Genomic DNA, 20,153 nt, shown 5'->3' with positions numbered 1-20,153 from the left:
GCATCGGGTCGAGCCTCTGCGAGGTGGGCATTCCTTGCATGAGGTGATTGTGTCGGCATCATTTCGGCCTGACATCGAAGGGCTGCGCGCACTGGCGGTGGCGGGTGTCATCGCCTTCCATTTTGGTCTATCCGGCCTGCCCGGCGGCTTTGCCGGCGTCGACATCTTCTTCGTCATCTCGGGCTATCTGATCACCCGACACCTGATTACGGAAATCACCGAGACCGGGCGGCTGAACCTCTGGCGCTTCTATGCCCGGCGCGCCCGGCGCCTGTTGCCGGCGGCACTGTTCGTCATCCTCGCCACGCTGTTTGCGGGTTACTTCATCCTGTCGCCGGAGGAACAGGCGCTCTATTCGAAAGGCGCCATGTTCGCCTCCGCCTACATGATCAACCTTTGGCTGATCCGCTGGTCGTTCGACTATTTCGCCGCCGACGCCACCAACAACCCTTTCATCCACTTCTGGTCGCTCTCGGTCGAGGAACAGTTCTATTTGGCATGGCCGGCGCTGCTTCTTGCCGCCGCATGGCTGCGTCCCGGCAAGCGCACCGCTATAATCGTCATCGGCGTCGCCGGTGTGGCCTCCTTCGCCGCCTGCGCCTGGCTGACGGAAGTGTCGCAGCCCTGGGCCTTCTATTTCTCGCCGCTCAGGGCCTGGGAATTCGCCGCCGGCGGCCTCGCGACCATGGCGCCGGCAAAGATCTGGCGCGACCGGCCGTTGCTGGCCACTCTCCAGGCATGCCTCGGTCTGGCACTGATCGCCTGGGCCTATCTGATGCTGGACGAAGACTCGCCCTTTCCCGGGGTGAATGCGCTGGCGCCTGTCGCCGGCACCGTGCTGTTGCTGCTCAGCGGCAGCGGCGGCCGCAACCTGCCAAGCGCCGTACTGGCGCTGGCCCCCATGCAATGGTTGGGCCGGCTCTCCTATTCGCTCTATCTCTGGCACTGGCCGGTCATCGTCTATGCGGCGATGGTGGCGCCCAACCTGTCCATCCTCGACCGCTTTGCCTGCGCGGCGCTGACGCTGGCTCTGTCGATGTTCACCTATCATTTCATCGAGAACCCGATCCGCCGCAACGGCTGGCTGATGGCAGGAGCAGCGCGGGCGCTGGTGCCCGCCGTCGCGCTGACCGGCGCCGGCGTGGTCGCCGCCTATGGCAATGCGCGCTTTGCCGAGCACAATCTCAGCCCCGAACAGCACGTCATCGCCGACAGTGCCGCCCAGCTCTCCACCGTGCGCGCGACCAATGGCGGCTGCGTGCTCGATTTCGAAACCGTCAAGCCAAAACCCTGCATGTTCGGCCGCAAGGATGCCCAGCGCTCGGTCGTGCTGTTCGGCGACTCGCATGCCGACCATTGGTCGACGCCGATGATCAAGGCGGCCGAGAAGAACAACTTTCGCGTCGTCACCTTTCTCAAATCCTCCTGCCGGGCTTCGCGGGTGACGACCTGGAACTGGCGGCTGAAGCGCGACTACACCGAATGCGATCAATGGCGCGAGCAGTCGGTCAAGGACATCATCGCGCTCCACCCGCAACTGGTGGTGATCTCGGAATTCTCGATCGGCAATGTGATGAAGGAATCGCCCGAGGAGTTGAAGCACGCCGATTGGCAAGCGCAGTGGCGGACGGGCCTCACCTGGACGCTTCAAGCCTTCAGCCAGGCCGGCATCAAGGTCGCGGTCATCAGGGACGTTCCCTACAATGCAAGCTACGCCGACAAATGCGTGGCGCGGGCGCTGTGGCGGGGCCAGACGCCCGCGACATGCGACACGCCGAGGATCATGGCGGCAAACGACGACATCGCCACAGTCGAGCGCGATATCGTGCGCTCGACACCGAACGCCACTTACATCGACATGACCGACCGCTTTTGCGACCAGACCACCTGCCATGTCTTTATCGACGGCAAACTAGCCTTCCGCGACCGCCACCACCTGGCAACGCCCTTTGCGGAGACGCTGGAACCGGCGGTGGAGCGGGCGCTGTTTTCGGATGTGATGGCGGCGGCCGTGAAGTAACGGTTCCGGATCTTGTCGGATCCGACCCAGCCCCTCGGCAAGCAACCATACGGGCGTCAGCTGAGGATGAGACCCGCCAGGAAAACCGTAAGGATAAGCGACAGCGGAACTGCAAGAAGGCAGCACAGCTCGAAAGTATTGGCTCGCCAAGAAGTCATTGGTCGCTTTTCCATGTTGGCCTCCTCCCTCAACGGCCAGACCGGGACGGCAGTTCCGCTTAGATGGTGCTCATCCCCACCACTCATCATGCAATTGGCGCAGCTCGTTCCGCTTCCTGGTCATCCATCGCGCACGCGCCAGATGTGTCGCCCATGCCCGGAAAGCCCTCTCCGGCTCCTGCTCCGGATCAATGTGCAGAACGATCCGGGCGACCTCGCGCCAATCGGTCCCTTCCGCCGAAGCGTTGAGCAGCCGGATATAAGTAAGCATGCGATCTTCGTCATAACCGGTCAGCACCGAAGACGTCGGCGCTGCGTTCGCGATATGAAGGTTTGGCGGCTTTAGCATTGCGACCTACCAGCACTGGCGCATCGTAGCAGCCTATGAAGAAGCCCGCGCCCTTTGATCGGATGATGCGGATCGAGATTAGCCTCCACAGCCGACAAATGCGGGCCCCGGGCGGGGGTTCCCCGCCCAGCTGGGCTCACGCCTTACCCATCGCGATCGGGCCGACGCAATCTATATAATTTAGTGGAACCTAATTTAGGCGGCGCAATTATGCGTGCGTGAGAAAGCGTGAAATCCAGACCGTCACTGAAGGCCGGCTATCGCGGGATCAGTTGGCCGATGATCCAGTGATTGCCGTCGATCTGGCCGAACGGATATTACAGGCGGCCGACAACGACAGGATTGTCTGCCTCGTCGTGGCAACGGAGCAGCTGGAAACCGACCGCATCGAGAAAGCGGAGCCCAAGGAGACCAGGGTTGCCGCAAGTTTCGTCCGGGACTTTGAGGTAATGCTGCTTGTTCTTTATGCGGCCTACGCCCTCGCTGTGCTGGGTGCGACCGCGTTCGTTTTGCTGGAATTGGGCCATGTTCTGTAGGCAGACGTCGGCAAAAGACGGAACTGACGCGCGATTGCCGCTGTTTGATGAGAGGAGCAGCCACGCTGCGTCTGCGATCCACCCCGCCGCAGCCAGCGGCATTTTCGCGCCAGCAGGCGCTAAACTTCGGGGTCGTCCGTTCGTTACATCTTGCCAATCTATGGAACGAGGCTGCCCCTCGGGGGTTTTTCTATTAGAGGGACGTTAAAGAAGGAGGTAGCTATGAAGAAGCTCCTGCTTGCCTCGGTGATCGCCATCGCCTCGGCGGCTTCCGTGATTGGCCCGGCGAATGCCGGCGGCAGCGTCACGATCGGCATCGGCAACGGCTATGACGACGACTATTATTATCGCCACCATCGGTATTCCGATTACGACGATGAGTACGTCCCCCGTTACCGCTATGATGTCTACGACGAGGACTACAGGCCGCGCTACCGGTACCACCACCGGCGCTGCCACACCGAAGTCATCAGGCACTGGCGTCATCACCACCGGATCATCGAAAGAATCCGTGTCTGCCGTCGTTGACGGATCGATCCGGCCGGCAGTGCCGGCCGGATCGGCGGGGCTCCTCACCTCGGCTTGCGCATCAGCATCATGCCGTAATGCACAGCCAATATGTCGAGCCCGATCTTGAGTAGTTTCACCACCACGTCGCGCGGCTCGCCGGCCTGTTCGGCCAAGCTTTTCACCGTTGTGTCGGCACAGCAGACCTTTTGCACGATGCCGGCGATCTCCCAATGGACAAGCGCCCTGGTGGCCTCGGCATGGTCGCGGCCGGCAGACAGGATGTGTTCTGCGACGCCGTTGCCGGTGCGGCCGCCGTCGACGCGCTCGGCCCAGGCCATCGGCCTGGCGGTTGCCTCGGACGAGTCGCGAAAATCCTGGCGGTAGCGCATGCCCGCCTCGCGCTGCTGGCGCGACAGCGAGGTGAGGCCACTCAGCGGGTCGACATTGCGCACCCGAACGATACCGCCGGTCGCGGTGTGGCCATCATTGGAAACCTCGTAGAGGCGCGCGCCCTCCTGCGTCCCCTTGGCCAACCGCTTGCGGCCGAACCGGTCGTCCTTCAGCGCGAAATCATGACCGATCTCCTTGCGGATGCGCACCTGCTCGGCCTCGCCTTTCGGCAATCTCGGTGGCCTGGCTTTGGCCTTCTGGGCGGTTTTGGTGCTCATCGGGTCAGTCCTCCTGGGTTTTGGTCGTCGGGCTGTGGCGAACTTCCAGCCTCATGGAAGCGGGCTCAAATCGCTTCGGCCGGCAGCGTGCGCAGGAAGCGCGCAGCGTGATAGGCGCAGTAGCTTTTCGATGGCTTCGTGCGCAGTCCGCAGCACAGCATGTCCAAACCGGGCCGGCAGCCAGGGGCGTCGTTTTCCGCATCCTCCTGCAGCGTCGTGTCGAGCGGCGCGCGACAGCGCTCGAACAGGCAATCGATGAAGCGCATGGCAACGAAATGCGGTTGGCGGCCGCCGGCGGCGATCGGGCGCGGCGCCGGCATTTCGAGCGGCGCGCCATCGGTCCCGGTGATCCGAGCCGGACCCGGCTGCCAGGCCGGCGGCGCCAGCCTGGCCGACAGCCTTGCCAGGCGGCAGCGTGGCTCGGCTTTCGGAGCCGCCTCCGCTTGACCTGCGGTGCTTGATGGCTCAGGCGCCGAATTTCCGAGCCAGCCGCCCGACCGTCCGCCACACCAGCCCTTGGATCTGGCAAGACCGATGGCGCGCAGACGGGCGGTGCGATGGACGATGCCGATGATGGCCGCGCGTGAGACCGGGCTACCACGCTGCGCACCGAGCCTGGTGGCGATCTTCGCGGCCGACAGTCCGCTCATCAGCCAGTTCTCGATTTGTTCCAGTTCCGAGGCGGAATAGCGGGCGGCCATGATGTTTCATTCCCTGCAAAGATGGTTGTGTGCGGCGCCGGCTTCGCCGGCCTCAGGCCCGAAAGCCGGTCAGCCTTCGCGTGGTCTGCTGCGATCGAGCTTCATCTCGGCCGCCTGCCTTGTTGCGCCGGACACTGTCTTGCCCGTCCGCTTGTCGAAGGCGATGACCGTGCCGTCTTCGGTGCGGATGCAGGAAACCGCGGCATCCGCATTGCCGGCCGGCAGGTAATTCGTGGCCGGAGCCGTGAGGGGAACGCTCCGGCCGTTCCGGCCGCTTGCGCTGCCGGATCCGAGGCGCGAGCCTCGGGCATCGTCCCGGCTGGGGAGGAGGACAGCCGCGACGAAGGGGAAAGGGTTGGCACATGCATGGCCTTGGCGATCGTTTGCGGTACCGCCTCCAGGCGAGCGCTGCCGGCGCGCTGAAGAGCGGATTCGATGACCGATTGCTGGTGAAGCGACTTGTGCATGCCCACATAAGAGCATAACTCAAACCGTAATGCAAGCGATTCTTGCATAGACGAAATCGAATCTTATGCCTCAGATGGAGCCATGGCGAAAACTGCACTGTCGATCAAGGTCGGAACGGCGATCCGCCGGGCACGCAAGCAGCGCGGCCTGGTGATGCGCCACATTGCCGAGCACAACGACACCGACGTCGCTGCCGTCGGCAATTGGGAGACCGGGCGCAACCTGCCCAAGACCGAGAACCTTTTGAAGACCGCCGCTTTCCTGCGCGTCGACCCGGTGGCGCTCGGCAAGGGCGAGGTCGTCTTCCTCGAAGATGCCGGACCGGTCGCCGATGCCGAGATCGTCACCGATCCCGGCCCCCTGCCCGCCGGGCCGATGGACATCCAGCTTCTCGGCACCGCCGTCGGCGGCGACGATGGCGACTTCACCTTCAACGGCCAGCCGGCCGGCTACGTCCAGCGGCCGCCGGGGATCCGGCATCTGCGCAATGTGTTTGCGCTGCACGTGCTGAGCGATTCGATGGTGCCGCGCTACGAGCCCGGCGAGATGATCTATTGCGGCGGCCGCGAAGCGTTGCCCGGCGACCATGTGGTGATCGAGACGCTGCCCGAGCAGAACGAGCAAAACGGCAAGGCTTTCATCAAGAAGCTGGTCAAGCGCACCGCCGCCGAGCTGATCGTCGAACAGTACAACCCGCCCAAGACGCTGACCTTCAACCGCTACGCCATCAAGAACGTCTTCCGCGTCATCCCGCTCAAGGAATTGCTGGGGTATTGAGGCTTGTTGCCTTCTCCCCTTGCGGGAGAAGGGAAGAGCACCACGCCCGCCCCCTCAAGCCCGCCTCGACTGCTCCAGCTCTCGACCGTTGAGCAGGCGCGCCTCGGCGCGGGTCCGTTGCCGGTCGTCGATGAAGGCGGCCTGGATCGAGACCGCGGCGCCCGGCAGGCCGTCGGCCCGGCAGGCCTTGCAGATCAGGCGCCCCGAAAGTGCGGCCAGCGGTGTCTCCGGCATCACCCCATGCCGCTTGAGCTCGGCCGGCTTCCACCACCTGTTGCGTCCGCAGTCGATGCACTCGACGGCAATCGAGACAACATCGGCGATCGTCGCTTCCTTGCCTGCCAATGCCATGGCCAATCCCCATCGTTGTTCCTGCTTTGTTTCGCATCATTATCGGTTTTCCAAGCGGAGTCGAGTCGGTTCCGCTTACACCAACATGAAAGTTTCGCTTGTTCGATTATTTGAGTTATGCTTATATCTGGTGCGGACTGGAATCGGCGCGAGCAACAGAACCGCAGCCGGCCGGCAGCAAGGGAATGACGATGGATCCAGCCCAGTTCGCCCATGCCTGCGGCTATAGCGGCGACAGCCCGGCTATGCTTGCCGCTTTCGCGGCCATCCGCCAGCACGGCATCCGCAAGGCACGCCAGGGTCATCGCCAGCGCAAGGCGGCGATTGATCAGATGAAGCCGAGCCGCGCTCTGTTCCTGGCGGCGATCCGCCCGGCACAGTCAGCCGAGGAAGCACTCGATGACGCCGCCCGCTTCCTGTCGATGTTCCGCAACATGCCGCGCTGGCGGCAGGAAAGGCGCGCCGCCGACCTCGCCCGCGCCAGGCAACAACACCTCTTCGCCCGCTTCTTCCGCCGCTACGGCCATCGTCTCTGGGCGCTCGAGGCCGCCTGAAGACGCGCGCCTCCCTTGCAAGGCAAAACGGATATTGCGATCGCCAACACTGCGCCGTATGTCTCCGCGCGATGAGCGAGATCGAATTCCGTCGTGCCCAGGCGCCTGACCTGCCGGCGATCGTTGCAATGCTTGCCGACGATGTGCTCGGCGCAGACCGGGAAGACCCGTCCACGCCGCTTGCGCCATCCTATCTCGATGCTTTCAGCGCAATCGATGCCGATCCCAACCAGTTGCTGGCCGTCGCCGTCGACGCCGGGCAAGTGGTCGGAACGCTGCAGCTCAGCTTCCTTCCAGGCATTTCGAGGAAAGGCACCTGGCGCGGCCAGATCGAAGGCGTTCGCATCGCCCGGCAATGGCGGTCCCGCGGGGTCGGCAAGCTGATGATCGAATGGGCGATTGAAACGTGCCGTTCGCGCAATTGCAGCTTCGTCCAGCTCACCACGGACAAAGGTCGACGGGAGGCGCACGCTTTTTACGAGCGCCTCGGTTTCACCGCCAGTCATCTCGGCTACAAGATGGCGCTGTAGATCAGCATTTCATCGCATTCAGCGCCGACCGCTCATCTTCGCTACCCCACTCTGGATGGAGCATTGACAAGCCGACCTTTCGCCCTGCTCCATCCGCTCGATGATTTACGACCGAACCTGGCTTGAAAAAACCTTTCGCGCAAAGCCCCGGCAGAAGTTCCTGTTCTTCTGGGGCCATCAGCCGTCCAAGGACGGCCGCATAACCACGTCGTGCTTCAGCCAGTGGTGGCATGCGCCCTTTACCGTCGATGGTCTGAGCTATCCGACTGCCGAACACTGGATGATGGCCGAGAAGGCACGCCTGTTCGGTGATGCTCAGACGGCAACACAAATCCTCGAGGCGGCGAGCCCCAAGCAGGCAAAGCAACTTGGCCGCCAGGTGAGCGGCTTCGATGGCACCAAATGGGATGCCGACAAATATCGCATCGTCACCGAAGGGAGCTTTCAGAAGTTCCGCCAGAACGCGGCGCTGCGCGAATATCTGCTGTCGACGCATGACCGGGTGCTGGTCGAGGCGAGCCCCGTCGACCGGGTGTGGGGCATCGGCCTTGCGGCGGATGACGAGAGGGCGGTGAACCCGCTGCTGTGGCGCGGCGAGAACCTGTTGGGATTCGCGCTGATGCAGGCCCGCGATCGGCTGCGCGGCTGAACATTGCCGCCCTCTCGTCATCTGCGGCAGCCTCCGCGCTGCTTGACAATCCGCCGGCAAAGTTCTCTTTATGTTCTCATCACAACTCGAGACAATGCGGCGTTCGAACCGCCGCGGGCGAACGGGCCGGATGGAAGCCAACATCCTCCACGCGGATCTGGATGCCTTCTATGCCTCGGTCGAACAATTGCTCGACCCGGCCTTGCGCGGCAAGCCGATTGCCGTCGGCGGCGGGGTAGTGCTTGCCGCATCCTATGAAGCCAAGGCGTTCGGCGTGCGCGGCGGCATGCCGGGACGGCGAGCGCGGGAACTCTGCCCGCAACTCATTTTCGTCGGCGGCCATTTCAAGGACTATCAGCGGCTGGGCGATGCGGCCATCAAGGTGCTCGGCGATTTCACGCCGGTGGTCGAGCGGATTTCCATTGACGAGGCCTTTGCCGACGTCGCCGGCTGCACCCATCTGTTCGGCTCGCCGGCCGAGATCGCCAGCAAGATCCGCCGCCGCGTGCGGGCCGAGCTCGGCTTGCCGATCTCGGTCGGCGTAGCCCGCACCAAGCATCTGGCCAAGATCGCCTCACAGGTCGCAAAGCCCGACGGGCTGGTGGTGGTCGATCCGCGCCACGAGCTGGAGTTCCTGCACCACCTGCCGGTCGAGCTGATGTGGGGCGTCGGCCCGGTCACCAGGGAGCGGCTGGCCGGCATCGGCGTCAACACCATCGGCGAGCTGGCGAAGACCAACAGTGGCGCGCTGGAGCGCCTGCTCGGGCCGGCGGCCGGAGAAAAACTCAACGCGCTGGCGTGGAACCGCGATCCGCGCAAGCTCGAGACGCAGCGCCGCGCGCGATCGGCCGGCGCGCAATCGGCGCTTGGCCGAAAACCGGCCGACGAGGACGTCTTCGTACCCGCTTTGCTGCATCTGGCCGACAGGGTCGCCACGAGGTTGCGGGCGAAATCCCGGCCCGGCCGCACCGTCACGGTTCGCGTCCGCTTTGCCGATTTGCGATCGGTGACGCGCTCGATCACGCTCGACCAGCCGATATCGGCAACCGCCATGCTGGCCGAGATCGCCGAGGCGCTGGTGCGCAAGGTGCTTATCGATCATCCGCACGAAAAGACCATCTCGCTGCTGGCGATCGCCGTATCGCATCTGGAGCAGCATGCCGGCCTGCAACTGGAACTGCCGCTCGGGCTCGACGACGACCGCCGCCGCCCCGGCACCAGGAAGGGCGCGGCGCGCTGGACGGCAGATCGCGCCGTCGACAAGATCCGCGACCGCTTCGGCTGGGAGGCGGTCGGCTACGCCTCGGTCGCGCTCGGACTACAGCGGTCGGTTCCCGACGCCTTTCGCGAACTGGCCGAAAAGGAATTGTGAGCCGGCCTGGCTGGGGCGAAAGTCTGGCGATACGATCTCGAAAAGACTATCCGACAGGACCCAGGGGCGATACGGCCGGCCCGTTCAAGGCCGTGCCGTCGACGGCAAAATGCGAGCCATGGCAGGGGCAGTCCCAGCAGCGTTCCAACGAGTTCCAATGGACATGGCAGCCGACATGGGTGCATGCGGCCGAGCGCTTGTGGAGCGTGCCGTCCTCATCGCGGAAAGCCGCCACTTTGGTAAGCCCCTCGCGGACGATAGCGCCCTCTCCCGGCCGCAGCTTATCGGTGGAATCGATTTCGCCAGGCGCGACATACTCGGCAAAACTCCTGATCGCTGTCGCATTCTCCGCCAGATAGTCGCCGATCGCGCGTACCGTCTTGCGGGAGGGCTCGTAAAGTTCCCGCCAGGGGCTTTCCCCCTTCAGGATCAGGTCGGAAATCAATTGGCCGGCGACGACCCCATGGGTGATGCCCTGGCCGGAATCGCCGGTAGCCACGAAGACATGCCGGTCGCCGGGATTGCGGCCGATGAACCCGGCATAGTCGACGGTCTCCATTACCTGCCCGGACCATCGATTGGCTTCGGTGCCGATATCGGGCACCAACCTTTTGATCCAGGCCGCCAGGGCCGCGAAGCGGTCGTCGGCGTCGTCGGCCTGCCCTGTCTTATGGTCCTCACCACCGACGATCAAAAAGTCGGTCTTGCCTTCGCCAGGCTGCAGGCGAACGTAGTGATAGGAATCCAGCGTGTCCCAATAGAGTGCATCCGGCAAAACGTCGCGCGCGATCTCGAACGCCATCGCGTAGGTCCGATAGGGCGCTTGCTTGGTATGGAGCGCGACCCGATCGTTGATTGGCGAGTTGGTGGCGACAACGGCCGATTTGGCAGACACGGCAAAGCCCGAGACCGTGCTTACGCGGACGCCGCCGTCGGTCTCCTCGACCTTGTCGACGATGGTCTCCGCATAAAGCGCGCCGCCGCGCGCGCGAATGCCGGCAGCCAGCCCGCGGAGATATTTGAGCGGGTGGAATGTCGCCTGATTGGCGTAGCGAAGGACGGGCGCATTCGAAAAGCCTGCAAGCGGCACGCCCACGATTTTCTCGACGTCGACTCCGATCTTCAGAGCGGCGTCCAGTTCGCGCTCGATGACGGATTCCTTTCTGCCTGACGCCGGAAACAGAAAGCCGCCGAGGCGGCGGAAATCACACGCGATACCCTCCGCCTCCTGGATCGATTGGACACGGTCGATAGCGGCCGACTGGCTTTGGTAGTAAATCCGCGCCAGTTCCTCGCCGCGCAATTTGATCAGTTCCGAAAAACAGTCGTCGCAGATCGATGACAGATGCGCGGTGGTGCGTGCCGTCATGCCGCTTCCGATCCGGCCGCGGTCGAGCACCGCCACCTTTTGCCCGGCGATGGCCAACTCGTACGCGACCGACAGTCCGGCAATGCCAGATCCGACGACCACGACCTCGACCTGTTCACTCCGCTCGAGCGGAACCGCCTCGGGCGCGACTTCGGTTGTCGCCCAAAGCGGTACAGTCCTTTCATCGCTGACATTCATTGGCGGAGCCCTTCATACCCGACATTCGGATAAACGGACGCCAGGATTCAAAGTTCCTCGACGCCTGAATGCCTGCGTAAGCTTGACGTCACCCACGGGTCCGCCCCGACGCGTTGTGAGCCGGCCTGGCTAGGGCGGTGCGATGCACTTTGCTCAGGAGGGATCGTTTCCTGCAAATGCGACATTCGAGGCGGCCCTGGTCGTCAGGCCAAAAGCGTAGCGCTGCCCCAGGAGATCAGGGCGATGCCGGCCGCCCGGCCAACCCGCGGGCCGGCAGAAAACACCTTTTCGACCAGCACCCGCGAAGGTCCGGAAATGACCCCAGAAGCGGGCGTTCGGCAGCGATCCGAGCAGCAACGATTTGGCAGGACCGGAAATCGGCATGGAATGCCGCAATCATCATCATGTCCCGTCCAAGTTGTGGACAGTTCCTTCTCAAAGGCGCACTCTTAGCGTGCGAAACGCCAGCTAGCGTTTCGTGCAATGCTTCACATGCTTGACTTGCGTCGGTGATTGTCTGACCTATCCGGATACTTCCGGATGGGCAGACCTCACATTGTGTCGCCTATCCGTGATCAGGCTACGGCCTAAGGCACGTTGCAGTCTGTTCCGGATCAACTGGGAGGTAAACAACATGCCTGATTTTCAGCGCAGAGAACTTCTTGTTCAAGGAAGCGCGGCTCTTGCCGCAATTGCTGCTCTCTATACCTCGCGTCGGGCTTACGCTTTTCCAACACGGCCGAGCGAGGAAGTTATTCCGTGGCTGGATCAGCCGACCAAAAATCCCGATCCGGTGGGTATCCAGAAGCAGCTTGTCTGGGAGGATTTGGACAGCTGGATAACGCCAAACGACAAGTTCTTCAGCATCTCGCATTTCAACCGACCAACGATCGACGAGAAGACATGGTCGATGGAGATCGGAGGCCTGGTCAAGAAGCCCTTGGAGTTAACGCTCGCCGACATCAAGGCGCGACCGCGGCAGGAGGTCGTTTTCACAGTGGAATGCTCGGGCAACCACGGATTTCCCTTTTTCACCGGCGGCATCGGCAATGCCCGTTGGGCAGGGACGCCGCTCGCCCCGATCCTTGAGGAAGCCGGTGTTCTGGAGAAGGGCATCGAGGTCGTCTTTTTCGGTACCGACACAGGCGAGATCCCGATACGCGACGTAAAAATGAAGCAGAACTTCGCTCGTAGCATGTCGCTCGTCGACGCGATGAACCCCGACAACCTCCTCTGCTATGAAATGAATGGAGCCGCCTTGCCGGCGGCCAATGGCTTCCCGGTACGGCTCATTGCTCCAGGCTGGTACGGGATCGCCAACGTCAAGTGGCTAAAGCGCATCGAGGTTCGCGATACGCGGTTCATGAGCCTTCTGATGGCCCGTGACTATGTCACCATCCGGGAAGAAGACCACCACGGCGAGACCGTATGGGCCGAGACTTCAGTCGGGCGAGCGCTGATAAAGTCCGCGCCTGCGAAGGTTACCCGGAAAGACTCAGATTACTCCATCATTGGAGCAGCCTGGGGGGCGCCGATCGAACGGGTCGAAGTGCAAATCGATCAAGGGCCTTGGGCACCAGCGACCATTGACCACAGTGAGGAGGCAGAACACGCCTGGAAAATCTGGTCCCTGGCTTGGGCAAATCCTTCTCCTGGAGAACACACGGTGACCTCACGCGCGGTCAGCACCACGGGACAAATTCAACCGGCGATGGACGATCCCTTGATTGCCAAGAAACACACATACTGGGAAAGCAATGGCCAGGTGACGCGCCGCGTGCGTATCGGCTAGAGCATTTTGAGCCAAATGGAAGCATTTGGCGTCCGCATAAATGCGGCAAAACAGATAGTTAGAGCGGGTTACCGGTTCCAGGAGAACCGGATCCGCTCTAAGAACTTGCTGGCATGTGGCAATTGCGTTTGGGTCACCCAGGAGGAGGCTGCCTGATCCGAAGGCTGGCACCGCTCTTTATCGAGCATGACGGGTGTAGGCCGTAGATCCTCTTCGCGACGATACCGCTCCCGAAATCGGAAGCGGAGCCCTTCAGCTTGGTGATCGAGGCGATGGCAGACTTGTCCGGTGGCGCAACCTTGGCCACGTCGCCTCCGCGCGCCATCTCGGCACCATTTCCAGCCCCTCCTCACCTCTCGACGGCCCTGATCTCCGCGTCGACCAGGCACCAGGGCGCATAGCGGAAGTCGCGGATCTGGATGACCTCCTCGCCCGCCCATTCGACCAGCATGAAGCCGCGCACGGCGCCGTCGGCCGCTTGTGGGTCGCGGATGAGGATCGCCGGCCTGCCGTCGACGAAGCCGAGCGACAATGTCCAGTCGCTGATACGGTCGTAATTGCCGAAATAGGTCGACGCCTCGGCCTTGCCGCGCAGGCGGACGCGGTTGACGACATCGAGCCGGACGTCCTCGGCGATCAGTGCCCTGACCGCGTCGAAGTCGCGCGCGTTGAACAGGTCGACATAGCGCCGCAGCCGGCGCTCGTCGTCGGCGTCGAGCCTCGGGGCGAGCGCCTGCTCGGGCTGCAGCGCCAGCAGCTTGAGCTGCGCCCGCCCGCGATGCAGTGCCGCCTTGGTGGCGGCGAGCGTCGCGCCGGTCACTTCGCAGGTCTCATGCAGGCTGAGCCCGAGCACGTCGACCAGGATCACGGCGCTGCGCTGCGGCACCGAAAGCTGCATGAAGGAGCGCAGGCCGGTCTGGGCGGCGAGCCGGCTATCGGCGCTGCCGGAGGGATCCTCGATCACGCTCATGTCGGCCTCGGTCATGCGCGACCTTTCCCGATTGCGCCGCCGCAGATGATCCTGCGCGGCATTGTGGGCGATACGAAACAGCCATTGCTCCGGCCGTTCGACCATGGCGCCCCCGTCGATCGCCTGCAGCGCCTTGATCAGCACCTCCTGGACGATGTCCTCGCCGTCAATCACCGAGCCGGCCATGCGCGCGCAGTAGCGATGCAGCCTTGGCCGCAACTCGACGAGCATCGCCTCCAAAGTCGCCCTGTTCATTTCGGCGTAGCATCCCGTATCTGCGCGAGCGGCATGGCAGGCGCTATCCCGCCTTCTGATCCGCCAGCATACGGTAATTGCCGATGACTTTGACAGGCGATCGCATTGCCGGGGTCGAACGGCGTTCGGCGTGGTTTTCCGTAAATGCCTTGAAGGCGGCAAGCCCGGTCAGCGCCGACGAATCGCCGTCCTGGCCGACGATGTGGACGAACGAGCCATCGTCAAGCTCGAGCACGAGATAGCGCACCGTCGGCGGTGCCGCCTCGCCCAGAGCTTCGAACACTAGTTCGACCAGCGCGCGGTTATCTGCCAGGTCGGCTTGGTTCACACCGTATCGAATGAGCGCGTAGTCCATTGTCGTCTCCTGATTGGTTGGTATGAACGAAGGACGACCGGCTGCGCTGAAAAGATTCTCCTTGCCGAAGAATCTTTTCGGTTGCCCGCATCGTCTTTCCCGCGTGGGCGGCTGCGCGGCAGCCATCAAGCAGGAGAGACGATCATGCATATCCAGTTTGCCGAGCTTCCGGTATTCGACCAGGATCGCGCCAAGGCGTTCTACACCAGGCATCTCGCCTGTCAGGTGCTGGCCGACCAGAAGATGGGCGATGGCGGCTGGCGCTGGATCGAGCTGGCATTTCCGCATGCCGTGACGAACCTGCATTTCACCAGGCGCGCCGACGACGCCCCCGGCGCGGAGCCCGTATTGGTGCTGGTCGACGAAAATGTCGGAGCAATGATCGCGGCGTTGAAGGCGGGCGGCGTCGAGATCGTCACCGAACCGCATGAGGCGACGTGGCAGCCGGGGCGCACGGTGGCGGAGTTTCGCGACAGCGAAGGCAACCGCATGGTCCTCGCCAGCCGATAAGCCACCGGAGCCCTCTGTCCGGCGGGGCGTCGTACCTAAGTCCTACCTCCGGCCGGACCATTGGCCCTGCTTCTTCGTGTTATTATTTCGTGACCTCTGCGCGCCGGAACCTTCCCTTACATCGGGCGTTCGGGCGCTGTATTCGCGATGCCTCATATTTAGGCAGGCGGAGGAAATGCGAATAAGGGCGGGTGGCAAAACAAACATGGGCCGGGGAGGAGCATCTTACCATGTCGAACCGTAAAATCGGAATATCCCACAGTTTGGGGCTGCGCGTTGCTGACCTCAAATCCAGAATGCAAACTGCCCAGATTACCGAGCACGAGATTAAGACGTTTCAAAAGGTTGCCGCCATCATGGGCGGCGCCGAAGGCTCACTGCGCCTCGACGCGGACGATCTGATTGCCGCGTCCTTCCTTGTCGATCCCTTGGAAGATCTCCCGCTCTCCAGTTGAAAGCACTGACCGCAGGTCGAAATCCTATCGGGTTTGAACCTGCGATTGCTGGCGGCGCAGCATCCGCCAGCCCAAGCCGCATGCGAGGATGACGTTGGCCAGCGCCAGACCGGAAAGCGCGGCCAACGTCCCGTGCGGGCCGAAGCGCTCCAGCAGCAATGCGCCGGCCGAGGGTGCCGCCGCCTGGGCAATCAGGCTCGGCATGGCGAGGCGACCCATTAGTCTCGCATAGCCATTCGAGCCGAACAGCGCGAGCGGCAACGTCCCCCGCGCGATGGATTCGAGGCCGATGCCCGCGCCGTAGAAGCCGAGCGCCAACGGGATGACTGGCATGCCGGCCCAGAGCGCCGAAACGCCGATCGCGACGAAGGTAACCGAGGCAAACTTGGTCAGGATCGGATGGTGGTAGCGCGCGATGGTCATCTCGATCGCACGCGCCGCCACCTGGGACGGGCCGACCAGTGCGCCGAGCCCGACGGCCGCGGCCAGCGCCATGCCGCTGCCTTGCAGGATGGTGAGCAGATGCACCGACAGCGTCGAGGAGATCACCGCCGCGAGCGTAAGTGTGGCGGCCAGAACGATCATGATCGACGGATCGGGATTGCCTTCGCGGGCCGGCGTCGCCTGGTTCAATCCTGGCCCGACTGGCAATCCTGGCCCGACTGGCGGTTTCGGCGCCTCGCGGGGCAGGATCACCAGATAGAGCGGAAGCGCAATCACCAACTGAACAGCCGCGTACACCAGGCAGGTGCCGCGCCAGCCGACTTCCTCCAGCAGAAAGGCCGAGATCGGCCAGCAGATTGTGCTGGCAAAACCGCCGAACAGCGTCAGCGTGGTGATGGCGGAGCGCGCACCATGGCCGTAGTGGCGGCCAAGCGTTGCGAAAGCGGCATCGTAGAGTCCCGCCCCCATGCCCAGGCCGACGATCAGCCAGGCAGCGATATAGGCCGCAAGGTTGGGGGCAACGGCCAGCCCGATTTGGCCGACCCCGATGCATCCGGCGCTGAACGCCAGGACGTTGCGGCCGCCATGCCGCTCGATCGATGACCCGACGCGCGGAGAGATCAATCCCGCCACAAGCAAGCCAAGAGACAGGCCGCCGACAACCCATGCCAGCGGCCAGCCGGTATCGGAAGAGACCGCCGGCGCAATGACCGCGGGAAGATAGTAGGAGGATCCCCACGCCATGATCTGCGTCAGGCCAAGCGCGGTGATGACCGCGCCGCGGCTGCGCAAGATGGCCGGCGAAGGCGGCGAAAGGCTCATGCCGCGACGCTGCAGCCGCAGCCGCCTTTGCCGACCGCCTTCGCCTCGGCGTCGGCGACACAGCAGGCATCCACCGCTACCGGCGCCGGACCGCCGCAGCATCCCTTGTCGGCCACGCCGATCCGCGGCACGGTGCAGACGCCGGTCTCGGGCAGCACAAGCTGGACATTGTCGGCCGCAACCATGTCGCCGGCGATCGCCGCGGCGACGGAGCGCACCTGCTCATATCCGGTCAGCAGCAGGAAGGTCGGCGCGCGGCCATAGCTCTTGATGCCGACCGTATAGAACCCGTGCTCGGGATGGCTGAGCTCGCGATGGCCGTGCGGCGGCACGTCGCCGCAGGAATGCTCGTTGGGATCGATCAACGGCCCCAGTGCCTTGACGCTTTCCAGCCACGGATCGAGCTCGAGCCGAAGCTCGCGGGTCAGCGACAGATCGGGGCGCTGTCCGGTCGCGGCGATGATACGGTCGACCGGGCCAAGCGCCTGCAAACCGTCCTTGGTCTGGCCTTCGACGACCAGCCGGCCGTCGGCATCGCGGATCGAAACAGCCGCAAAGCCCGTCACCAGCCTGACGCCGCCGCTCTCGGCGAGTTCGCGCACTTCGGCGCCGAGTTCGCCGCGTGCCGGCAATTGGTCGGCATCGCCGCCGCCATAAATGCGCACCAGGTCGGTGCCACGCGTTGTCCAGATGAAAGCCGTGCCGGGCTCCACATTTGCCAGGCTGGCGAGATCCAGCAAGGCATTGGCGGCCGAATGGCCGGAGCCGGCAACCAGCGTCGTCTTCCCCGCATAAAGGCTGCGATCGCGGCCGAGAATATCGGGTATGCCGTAGGCGATGCGGTCGGCAAACTCGGCTTCGCCTTCTGCAGGAATTCCGCCGGCGCCGAGCGGGTTCGGCATTTGCCAGGTTCCCGAAGCATCGATGACGGCACGGGCGCTGTCGCGTCTTGTACCATCGGCAGTCTCGACAGCCAGCATGAACGGCCGGTTTTCGCGTTCCTTGCTCAGCACTTTGTCGGCGCCCCAGCGCGAGATGCCGACGACCCGGGTGCCGGTTTCGATCGACGGTGACAATTGCGGAAGCTTTGCAAGCGGCTCGAGATAATCCGCGACGAGGTCGTTCGCGGTCGGGAATGCCTCGGGCTCCGGCATCCGCCAGTCATGCGCCTCGAGCAGGTTTCTAGCCGCCTGATCGACGCAATAGCGCCAAGGAGTGAACACCCGGACATGGCCCCAATCCCTGAGGTTGGATGCAACCGTATTGCCGGCTTCGTAGACTTTGACAGGAATACCCTGCGCGATGAGGTGGACCGCTGCCGCCAGGCCGACCGGCCCGGAGCCGATCACCGCGACGGGGAGTTTTTCGATCATCTCCATACCTTCCATCCTTCCGGTAATTTCGAATTATACTGCCAAAAAAATCACGCCGGCGTCTTGGCCGTCACTTCCGCCGATGCCGGCGCACAGGTGGCATCGGCGCAGCATTCGTCTGCGAGGTATCCGATGAGCCCGTTCATGGCGGGATAGTTGGCCCGGCAGATCAGCGTGGTCGCCTGGCGCTCCTGTGACACCAGGCCGGTGTCGACCAGCCGCTTGAGGTGATGCGACAGCGTCGAGGCAGCGATGCCCAATCTGTCCTGGATGCGCCCGACCGGCAGCCCCTCATCGCCCGCCCGCACCAGCGTCCGATAGAGTTGCAACCGCGTCGGGCTGCCGAGGGCTTCGAGTTGCGAGGCTGCTTTTTCGAGTTTCATGGAAATAAGCTATTTCCAGAATCGCTGCACGTCAAGAGAATTTCGACAAAGATCGAAATAGGACGATATCTAGACGACGCGCTTGCCGCTGGCGTCGATGACAACCTCGCCGTCCTCTTTGGTGAACGGGCCGATGTCCGGATTGGGCAGGATATCGAGCACCGCTTCGGAGGGTCGGGCGAGCATGGTGCCGAGCGGCGTCACCACGATCGGCCGGTTGATCAGGATCGGATGCGCCAGCATGAAATCGAGGATCTCGTCGTCGCTCCACTTCGGGTCGCCCAGGCCAAGTTCGGCATAGGGCGTGCCCTTTTTGCGCAGCAATTGGCGCGGCGTCATGCCCATCGCTGCGATCAGTTCGACGAGCTTTTCGCGCGACGGCGGGTTTTTCAGATATTCGATCACCTTCGGCTCCTCGCCGGACTGCCTGATCATGGCCAGCGTGTTGCGCGAGGTGCCGCAATCGGGGTTGTGGTAGATGGTGATGGTCATTGCGCAGCTTTCATCTGTCCGGCTGGTTTCGGTTGGGCAAGCAGCCACCCTGCCAATGCCATGGCGAGCAACGCGCCCAGAAGTTCGGCGCCGATGAAGCCCGGCAGATCGGCGGGGCGGATGCCGGCAAAAGTGTTGGAGAACGCTCGTGCGATGGCGACGGCCGGATTGGCAAAGGATGTCGATGCGGTGAACCAGTAGGCGGCGGTGATATAGAGCCCGACCAGCCAGGGGATAGAATCCGGACGGGAGCGCAGGCCGGCGAGGATGGTGAAGACCAGCCCGAAGGCGGCAACCAGCTCCGCAATCCATTGCCCGCTTCCGGTCCGCACCGTCGCCGACAGTTGCAGGATCGGCAGTTCGAACATCGCATGCGCGAGCAACGTTCCGGCGATGCCGCCGGCAATCTGGGCGGCGACGTAAGCCAGCGCCGCGTTCGTTTCGATCTCACGTCGAAGCGCAAATACCAGCGTCACCGCCGGGTTGAAGTGCGCTCCGGAGATCGGCCCGAATATGGTGATGAGCACGACCAGGATCGCCCCGGTCGGCAAGGTGTTGCCGAGCAGGGAGACGGCGACATCGCTGCTCAGCCTGTCAGCCATGATGCCGGAACCGACCACGGTGGCGACCAGCAGAGCCGTGCCGAGGGCCTCGGCAACAAGGCGCCGGGAAAGATTGACCAAGACGAACCTCCCTCTAGCAGTTGCAGGTCACAGCCTGGATGACAGGCTGGCAAAGTTCCGGCGCGCCATTGCAGCAATCCTCCATAAGGTAGGCCAGCAGATCGCGAAAGCCGGTCATATCGGCAAAGTAGCGCACGCTGCGGCCCTCGCGTTCAGTCCGCACCAGGCCGGCATGCGACAGGATCTTGAGATGGGCTGACATCGTATTCGGCAACGCGGCGAGCCGCGAGGCGATCTCGCCGGCCGGCACACCGTCGGCACCGGCCCGCACGAGCAGGCGAAAAACGTCGAGCCGGGTTTCCTGGCCGAGCGCGGCAAGCGCAGAAAGGGCGAGCATCTTATCCATACCTCCAGATTTCCAGAAATGACGAAGAGTGTCAACACGCGATGATCGTGTTGAGCAACGAAA

General features: G+C 63.4%; 24 protein-coding genes. 11 read left to right on the top strand and 13 right to left on the bottom strand.

Annotated features, from left to right (window positions below; genetic code table 11):
* The first annotated feature begins 49 nt into the window (after positions 1-49).
* The gene (locus tag RQ479_RS00840; RefSeq protein ID WP_376703777.1) at positions 50-2,020 is read left to right on the top strand and encodes an acyltransferase family protein; all 1,971 of its coding nucleotides are present in this window, start codon (positions 50-52) and stop codon (positions 2,018-2,020) included.
* A 228-nt stretch (positions 2,021-2,248) separates the two neighbouring features.
* On the opposite strand, the gene RQ479_RS00835 is transcribed toward RQ479_RS00840, so the two are convergent.
* Positions 2,249-2,527 carry a DUF2285 domain-containing protein gene (locus tag RQ479_RS00835; RefSeq protein WP_376703776.1) on the bottom strand — a complete coding sequence of 93 codons (279 nt, stop codon included), beginning with the start codon at positions 2,525-2,527 and terminating at the stop codon, positions 2,249-2,251.
* Between the two features lie 218 nt (positions 2,528-2,745).
* Between RQ479_RS00835 and RQ479_RS00830 the strand changes: the two genes are divergently transcribed.
* Together RQ479_RS00830 and RQ479_RS00825 are read left to right on the top strand one after the other, a co-directional pair.
* On the top strand, positions 2,746-3,063 hold the full coding sequence (locus RQ479_RS00830; RefSeq protein ID WP_376703775.1) for a hypothetical protein: 318 nt from the start codon (positions 2,746-2,748) through the stop codon (positions 3,061-3,063).
* Positions 3,064-3,285: 222 nt separating this feature from the next.
* On the top strand, positions 3,286-3,591 hold the full coding sequence (locus RQ479_RS00825) for a hypothetical protein (RefSeq protein WP_352453503.1): 306 nt from the start codon (positions 3,286-3,288) through the stop codon (positions 3,589-3,591).
* Between the two features lie 44 nt (positions 3,592-3,635).
* On the opposite strand, the gene RQ479_RS00820 is transcribed toward RQ479_RS00825, so the two are convergent.
* Both RQ479_RS00820 and RQ479_RS00815 read right to left on the bottom strand, forming a co-directional pair.
* Positions 3,636-4,241 carry a DUF6456 domain-containing protein gene (locus tag RQ479_RS00820; RefSeq protein WP_376703774.1) on the bottom strand — a complete coding sequence of 202 codons (606 nt, stop codon included), beginning with the start codon at positions 4,239-4,241 and terminating at the stop codon, positions 3,636-3,638.
* 65 nt (positions 4,242-4,306) lie between these two features.
* Complete coding sequence (locus RQ479_RS00815) at positions 4,307-4,942, bottom strand: GcrA cell cycle regulator (RefSeq protein ID WP_376703773.1); 636 nt, start codon at positions 4,940-4,942, stop codon at positions 4,307-4,309.
* A 549-nt stretch (positions 4,943-5,491) separates the two neighbouring features.
* On the opposite strand from RQ479_RS00815, the gene RQ479_RS00810 reads away from it, so the two are divergent.
* A complete protein-coding gene (locus tag RQ479_RS00810) occupies positions 5,492-6,187 on the top strand; it encodes an XRE family transcriptional regulator (protein ID WP_376703772.1) in 696 nt (231 codons plus the stop codon).
* 54 nt (positions 6,188-6,241) lie between these two features.
* On the opposite strand, the gene RQ479_RS00805 is transcribed toward RQ479_RS00810, so the two are convergent.
* Positions 6,242-6,538 carry a hypothetical protein gene (locus RQ479_RS00805; RefSeq protein WP_292663304.1) on the bottom strand — a complete coding sequence of 99 codons (297 nt, stop codon included), beginning with the start codon at positions 6,536-6,538 and terminating at the stop codon, positions 6,242-6,244.
* A gap of 185 nt (positions 6,539-6,723) precedes the next feature.
* On the opposite strand from RQ479_RS00805, the gene RQ479_RS00800 reads away from it, so the two are divergent.
* The 4 genes from RQ479_RS00800 to dinB all read left to right on the top strand — a co-directional run bounded on the left by RQ479_RS00800 (position 6,724) and on the right by dinB (position 9,643).
* Positions 6,724-7,092 carry a hypothetical protein gene (locus RQ479_RS00800; RefSeq protein ID WP_376703771.1) on the top strand — a complete coding sequence of 123 codons (369 nt, stop codon included), beginning with the start codon at positions 6,724-6,726 and terminating at the stop codon, positions 7,090-7,092.
* 71 nt (positions 7,093-7,163) lie between these two features.
* Positions 7,164-7,622, top strand: a complete 459-nt coding sequence (locus RQ479_RS00795) for a GNAT family N-acetyltransferase (protein WP_352467940.1) — start codon at positions 7,164-7,166, stop codon at positions 7,620-7,622.
* Positions 7,623-7,722: 100 nt separating this feature from the next.
* On the top strand, positions 7,723-8,271 hold the full coding sequence (locus tag RQ479_RS00790) for an NADAR family protein (RefSeq protein WP_352915649.1): 549 nt from the start codon (positions 7,723-7,725) through the stop codon (positions 8,269-8,271).
* Positions 8,272-8,401: 130 nt separating this feature from the next.
* Positions 8,402-9,643, top strand: a complete 1,242-nt coding sequence (gene dinB, locus RQ479_RS00785) for a DNA polymerase IV (RefSeq protein ID WP_376703770.1) — start codon at positions 8,402-8,404, stop codon at positions 9,641-9,643.
* A gap of 46 nt (positions 9,644-9,689) precedes the next feature.
* Here dinB and RQ479_RS00780 read toward each other — a convergent pair whose 3' ends face one another.
* Complete coding sequence (locus RQ479_RS00780; RefSeq protein WP_376703769.1) at positions 9,690-11,210, bottom strand: FAD-dependent oxidoreductase; 1,521 nt, start codon at positions 11,208-11,210, stop codon at positions 9,690-9,692.
* 634 nt (positions 11,211-11,844) lie between these two features.
* Here RQ479_RS00780 and RQ479_RS00775 point away from each other — a divergent pair.
* Entirely contained in the window at positions 11,845-13,002 is a 1,158-nt protein-coding gene (locus RQ479_RS00775) for a sulfite oxidase (protein WP_376703768.1), read from the top strand.
* Positions 13,003-13,351: 349 nt separating this feature from the next.
* On the opposite strand, the gene RQ479_RS00770 is transcribed toward RQ479_RS00775, so the two are convergent.
* Together RQ479_RS00770 and RQ479_RS00765 are read right to left on the bottom strand one after the other, a co-directional pair.
* Positions 13,352-14,227, bottom strand: coding sequence for a sigma-70 family RNA polymerase sigma factor (locus RQ479_RS00770; protein ID WP_352467946.1), 876 nt, complete (start codon positions 14,225-14,227; stop codon positions 13,352-13,354).
* 43 nt (positions 14,228-14,270) lie between these two features.
* On the bottom strand, positions 14,271-14,732 hold the full coding sequence (locus RQ479_RS00765; RefSeq protein WP_352467947.1) for a hypothetical protein: 462 nt from the start codon (positions 14,730-14,732) through the stop codon (positions 14,271-14,273).
* Between RQ479_RS00765 and RQ479_RS00760 the strand changes: the two genes are divergently transcribed.
* Together RQ479_RS00760 and RQ479_RS00755 are read left to right on the top strand one after the other, a co-directional pair.
* Positions 14,727-15,092: a VOC family protein gene (locus RQ479_RS00760; protein WP_376703767.1), complete on the top strand. Its 366-nt coding sequence runs from the start codon at positions 14,727-14,729 to the stop codon at positions 15,090-15,092. The two genes, RQ479_RS00765 and RQ479_RS00760, sit on opposite strands and share 6 nt — an antisense overlap.
* A gap of 230 nt (positions 15,093-15,322) precedes the next feature.
* A complete protein-coding gene (locus RQ479_RS00755; protein ID WP_352467949.1) occupies positions 15,323-15,547 on the top strand; it encodes a hypothetical protein in 225 nt (74 codons plus the stop codon).
* A gap of 24 nt (positions 15,548-15,571) precedes the next feature.
* On the opposite strand, the gene RQ479_RS00750 is transcribed toward RQ479_RS00755, so the two are convergent.
* The 6 genes from RQ479_RS00750 to RQ479_RS00725 all read right to left on the bottom strand — a co-directional run bounded on the left by RQ479_RS00750 (position 15,572) and on the right by RQ479_RS00725 (position 20,090).
* Positions 15,572-16,813, bottom strand: coding sequence for an MFS transporter (locus RQ479_RS00750; RefSeq protein ID WP_376703766.1), 1,242 nt, complete (start codon positions 16,811-16,813; stop codon positions 15,572-15,574).
* On the bottom strand, positions 16,810-18,186 hold the full coding sequence (locus RQ479_RS00745) for an FAD-dependent oxidoreductase (RefSeq protein WP_376703765.1): 1,377 nt from the start codon (positions 18,184-18,186) through the stop codon (positions 16,810-16,812). Before RQ479_RS00745 ends, RQ479_RS00750 begins: the two co-directional genes overlap by 4 nt.
* A gap of 50 nt (positions 18,187-18,236) precedes the next feature.
* Complete coding sequence (locus tag RQ479_RS00740; protein ID WP_376703764.1) at positions 18,237-18,569, bottom strand: ArsR/SmtB family transcription factor; 333 nt, start codon at positions 18,567-18,569, stop codon at positions 18,237-18,239.
* A 69-nt stretch (positions 18,570-18,638) separates the two neighbouring features.
* Positions 18,639-19,061: an arsenate reductase (glutaredoxin) gene (arsC, locus tag RQ479_RS00735; RefSeq protein WP_376703763.1), complete on the bottom strand. Its 423-nt coding sequence runs from the start codon at positions 19,059-19,061 to the stop codon at positions 18,639-18,641.
* A complete protein-coding gene (locus RQ479_RS00730; RefSeq protein ID WP_376703762.1) occupies positions 19,058-19,744 on the bottom strand; it encodes an aquaporin in 687 nt (228 codons plus the stop codon). Before RQ479_RS00730 ends, arsC begins: the two co-directional genes overlap by 4 nt.
* Before the next feature lie 13 nt (positions 19,745-19,757).
* Entirely contained in the window at positions 19,758-20,090 is a 333-nt protein-coding gene (locus RQ479_RS00725) for an ArsR/SmtB family transcription factor (RefSeq protein ID WP_376703761.1), read from the bottom strand.
* Positions 20,091-20,153 lie beyond the last annotated feature (63 nt).

It is taken from the genome of Mesorhizobium sp. ISC25, assembly GCF_042295465.1.
Lineage (GTDB): Bacteria > Pseudomonadota > Alphaproteobacteria > Rhizobiales > Rhizobiaceae > Mesorhizobium.
The sequence above is the reverse complement of the archived record's forward strand: the minus strand, read 5'-3'. Positions and strand labels throughout refer to the sequence as shown.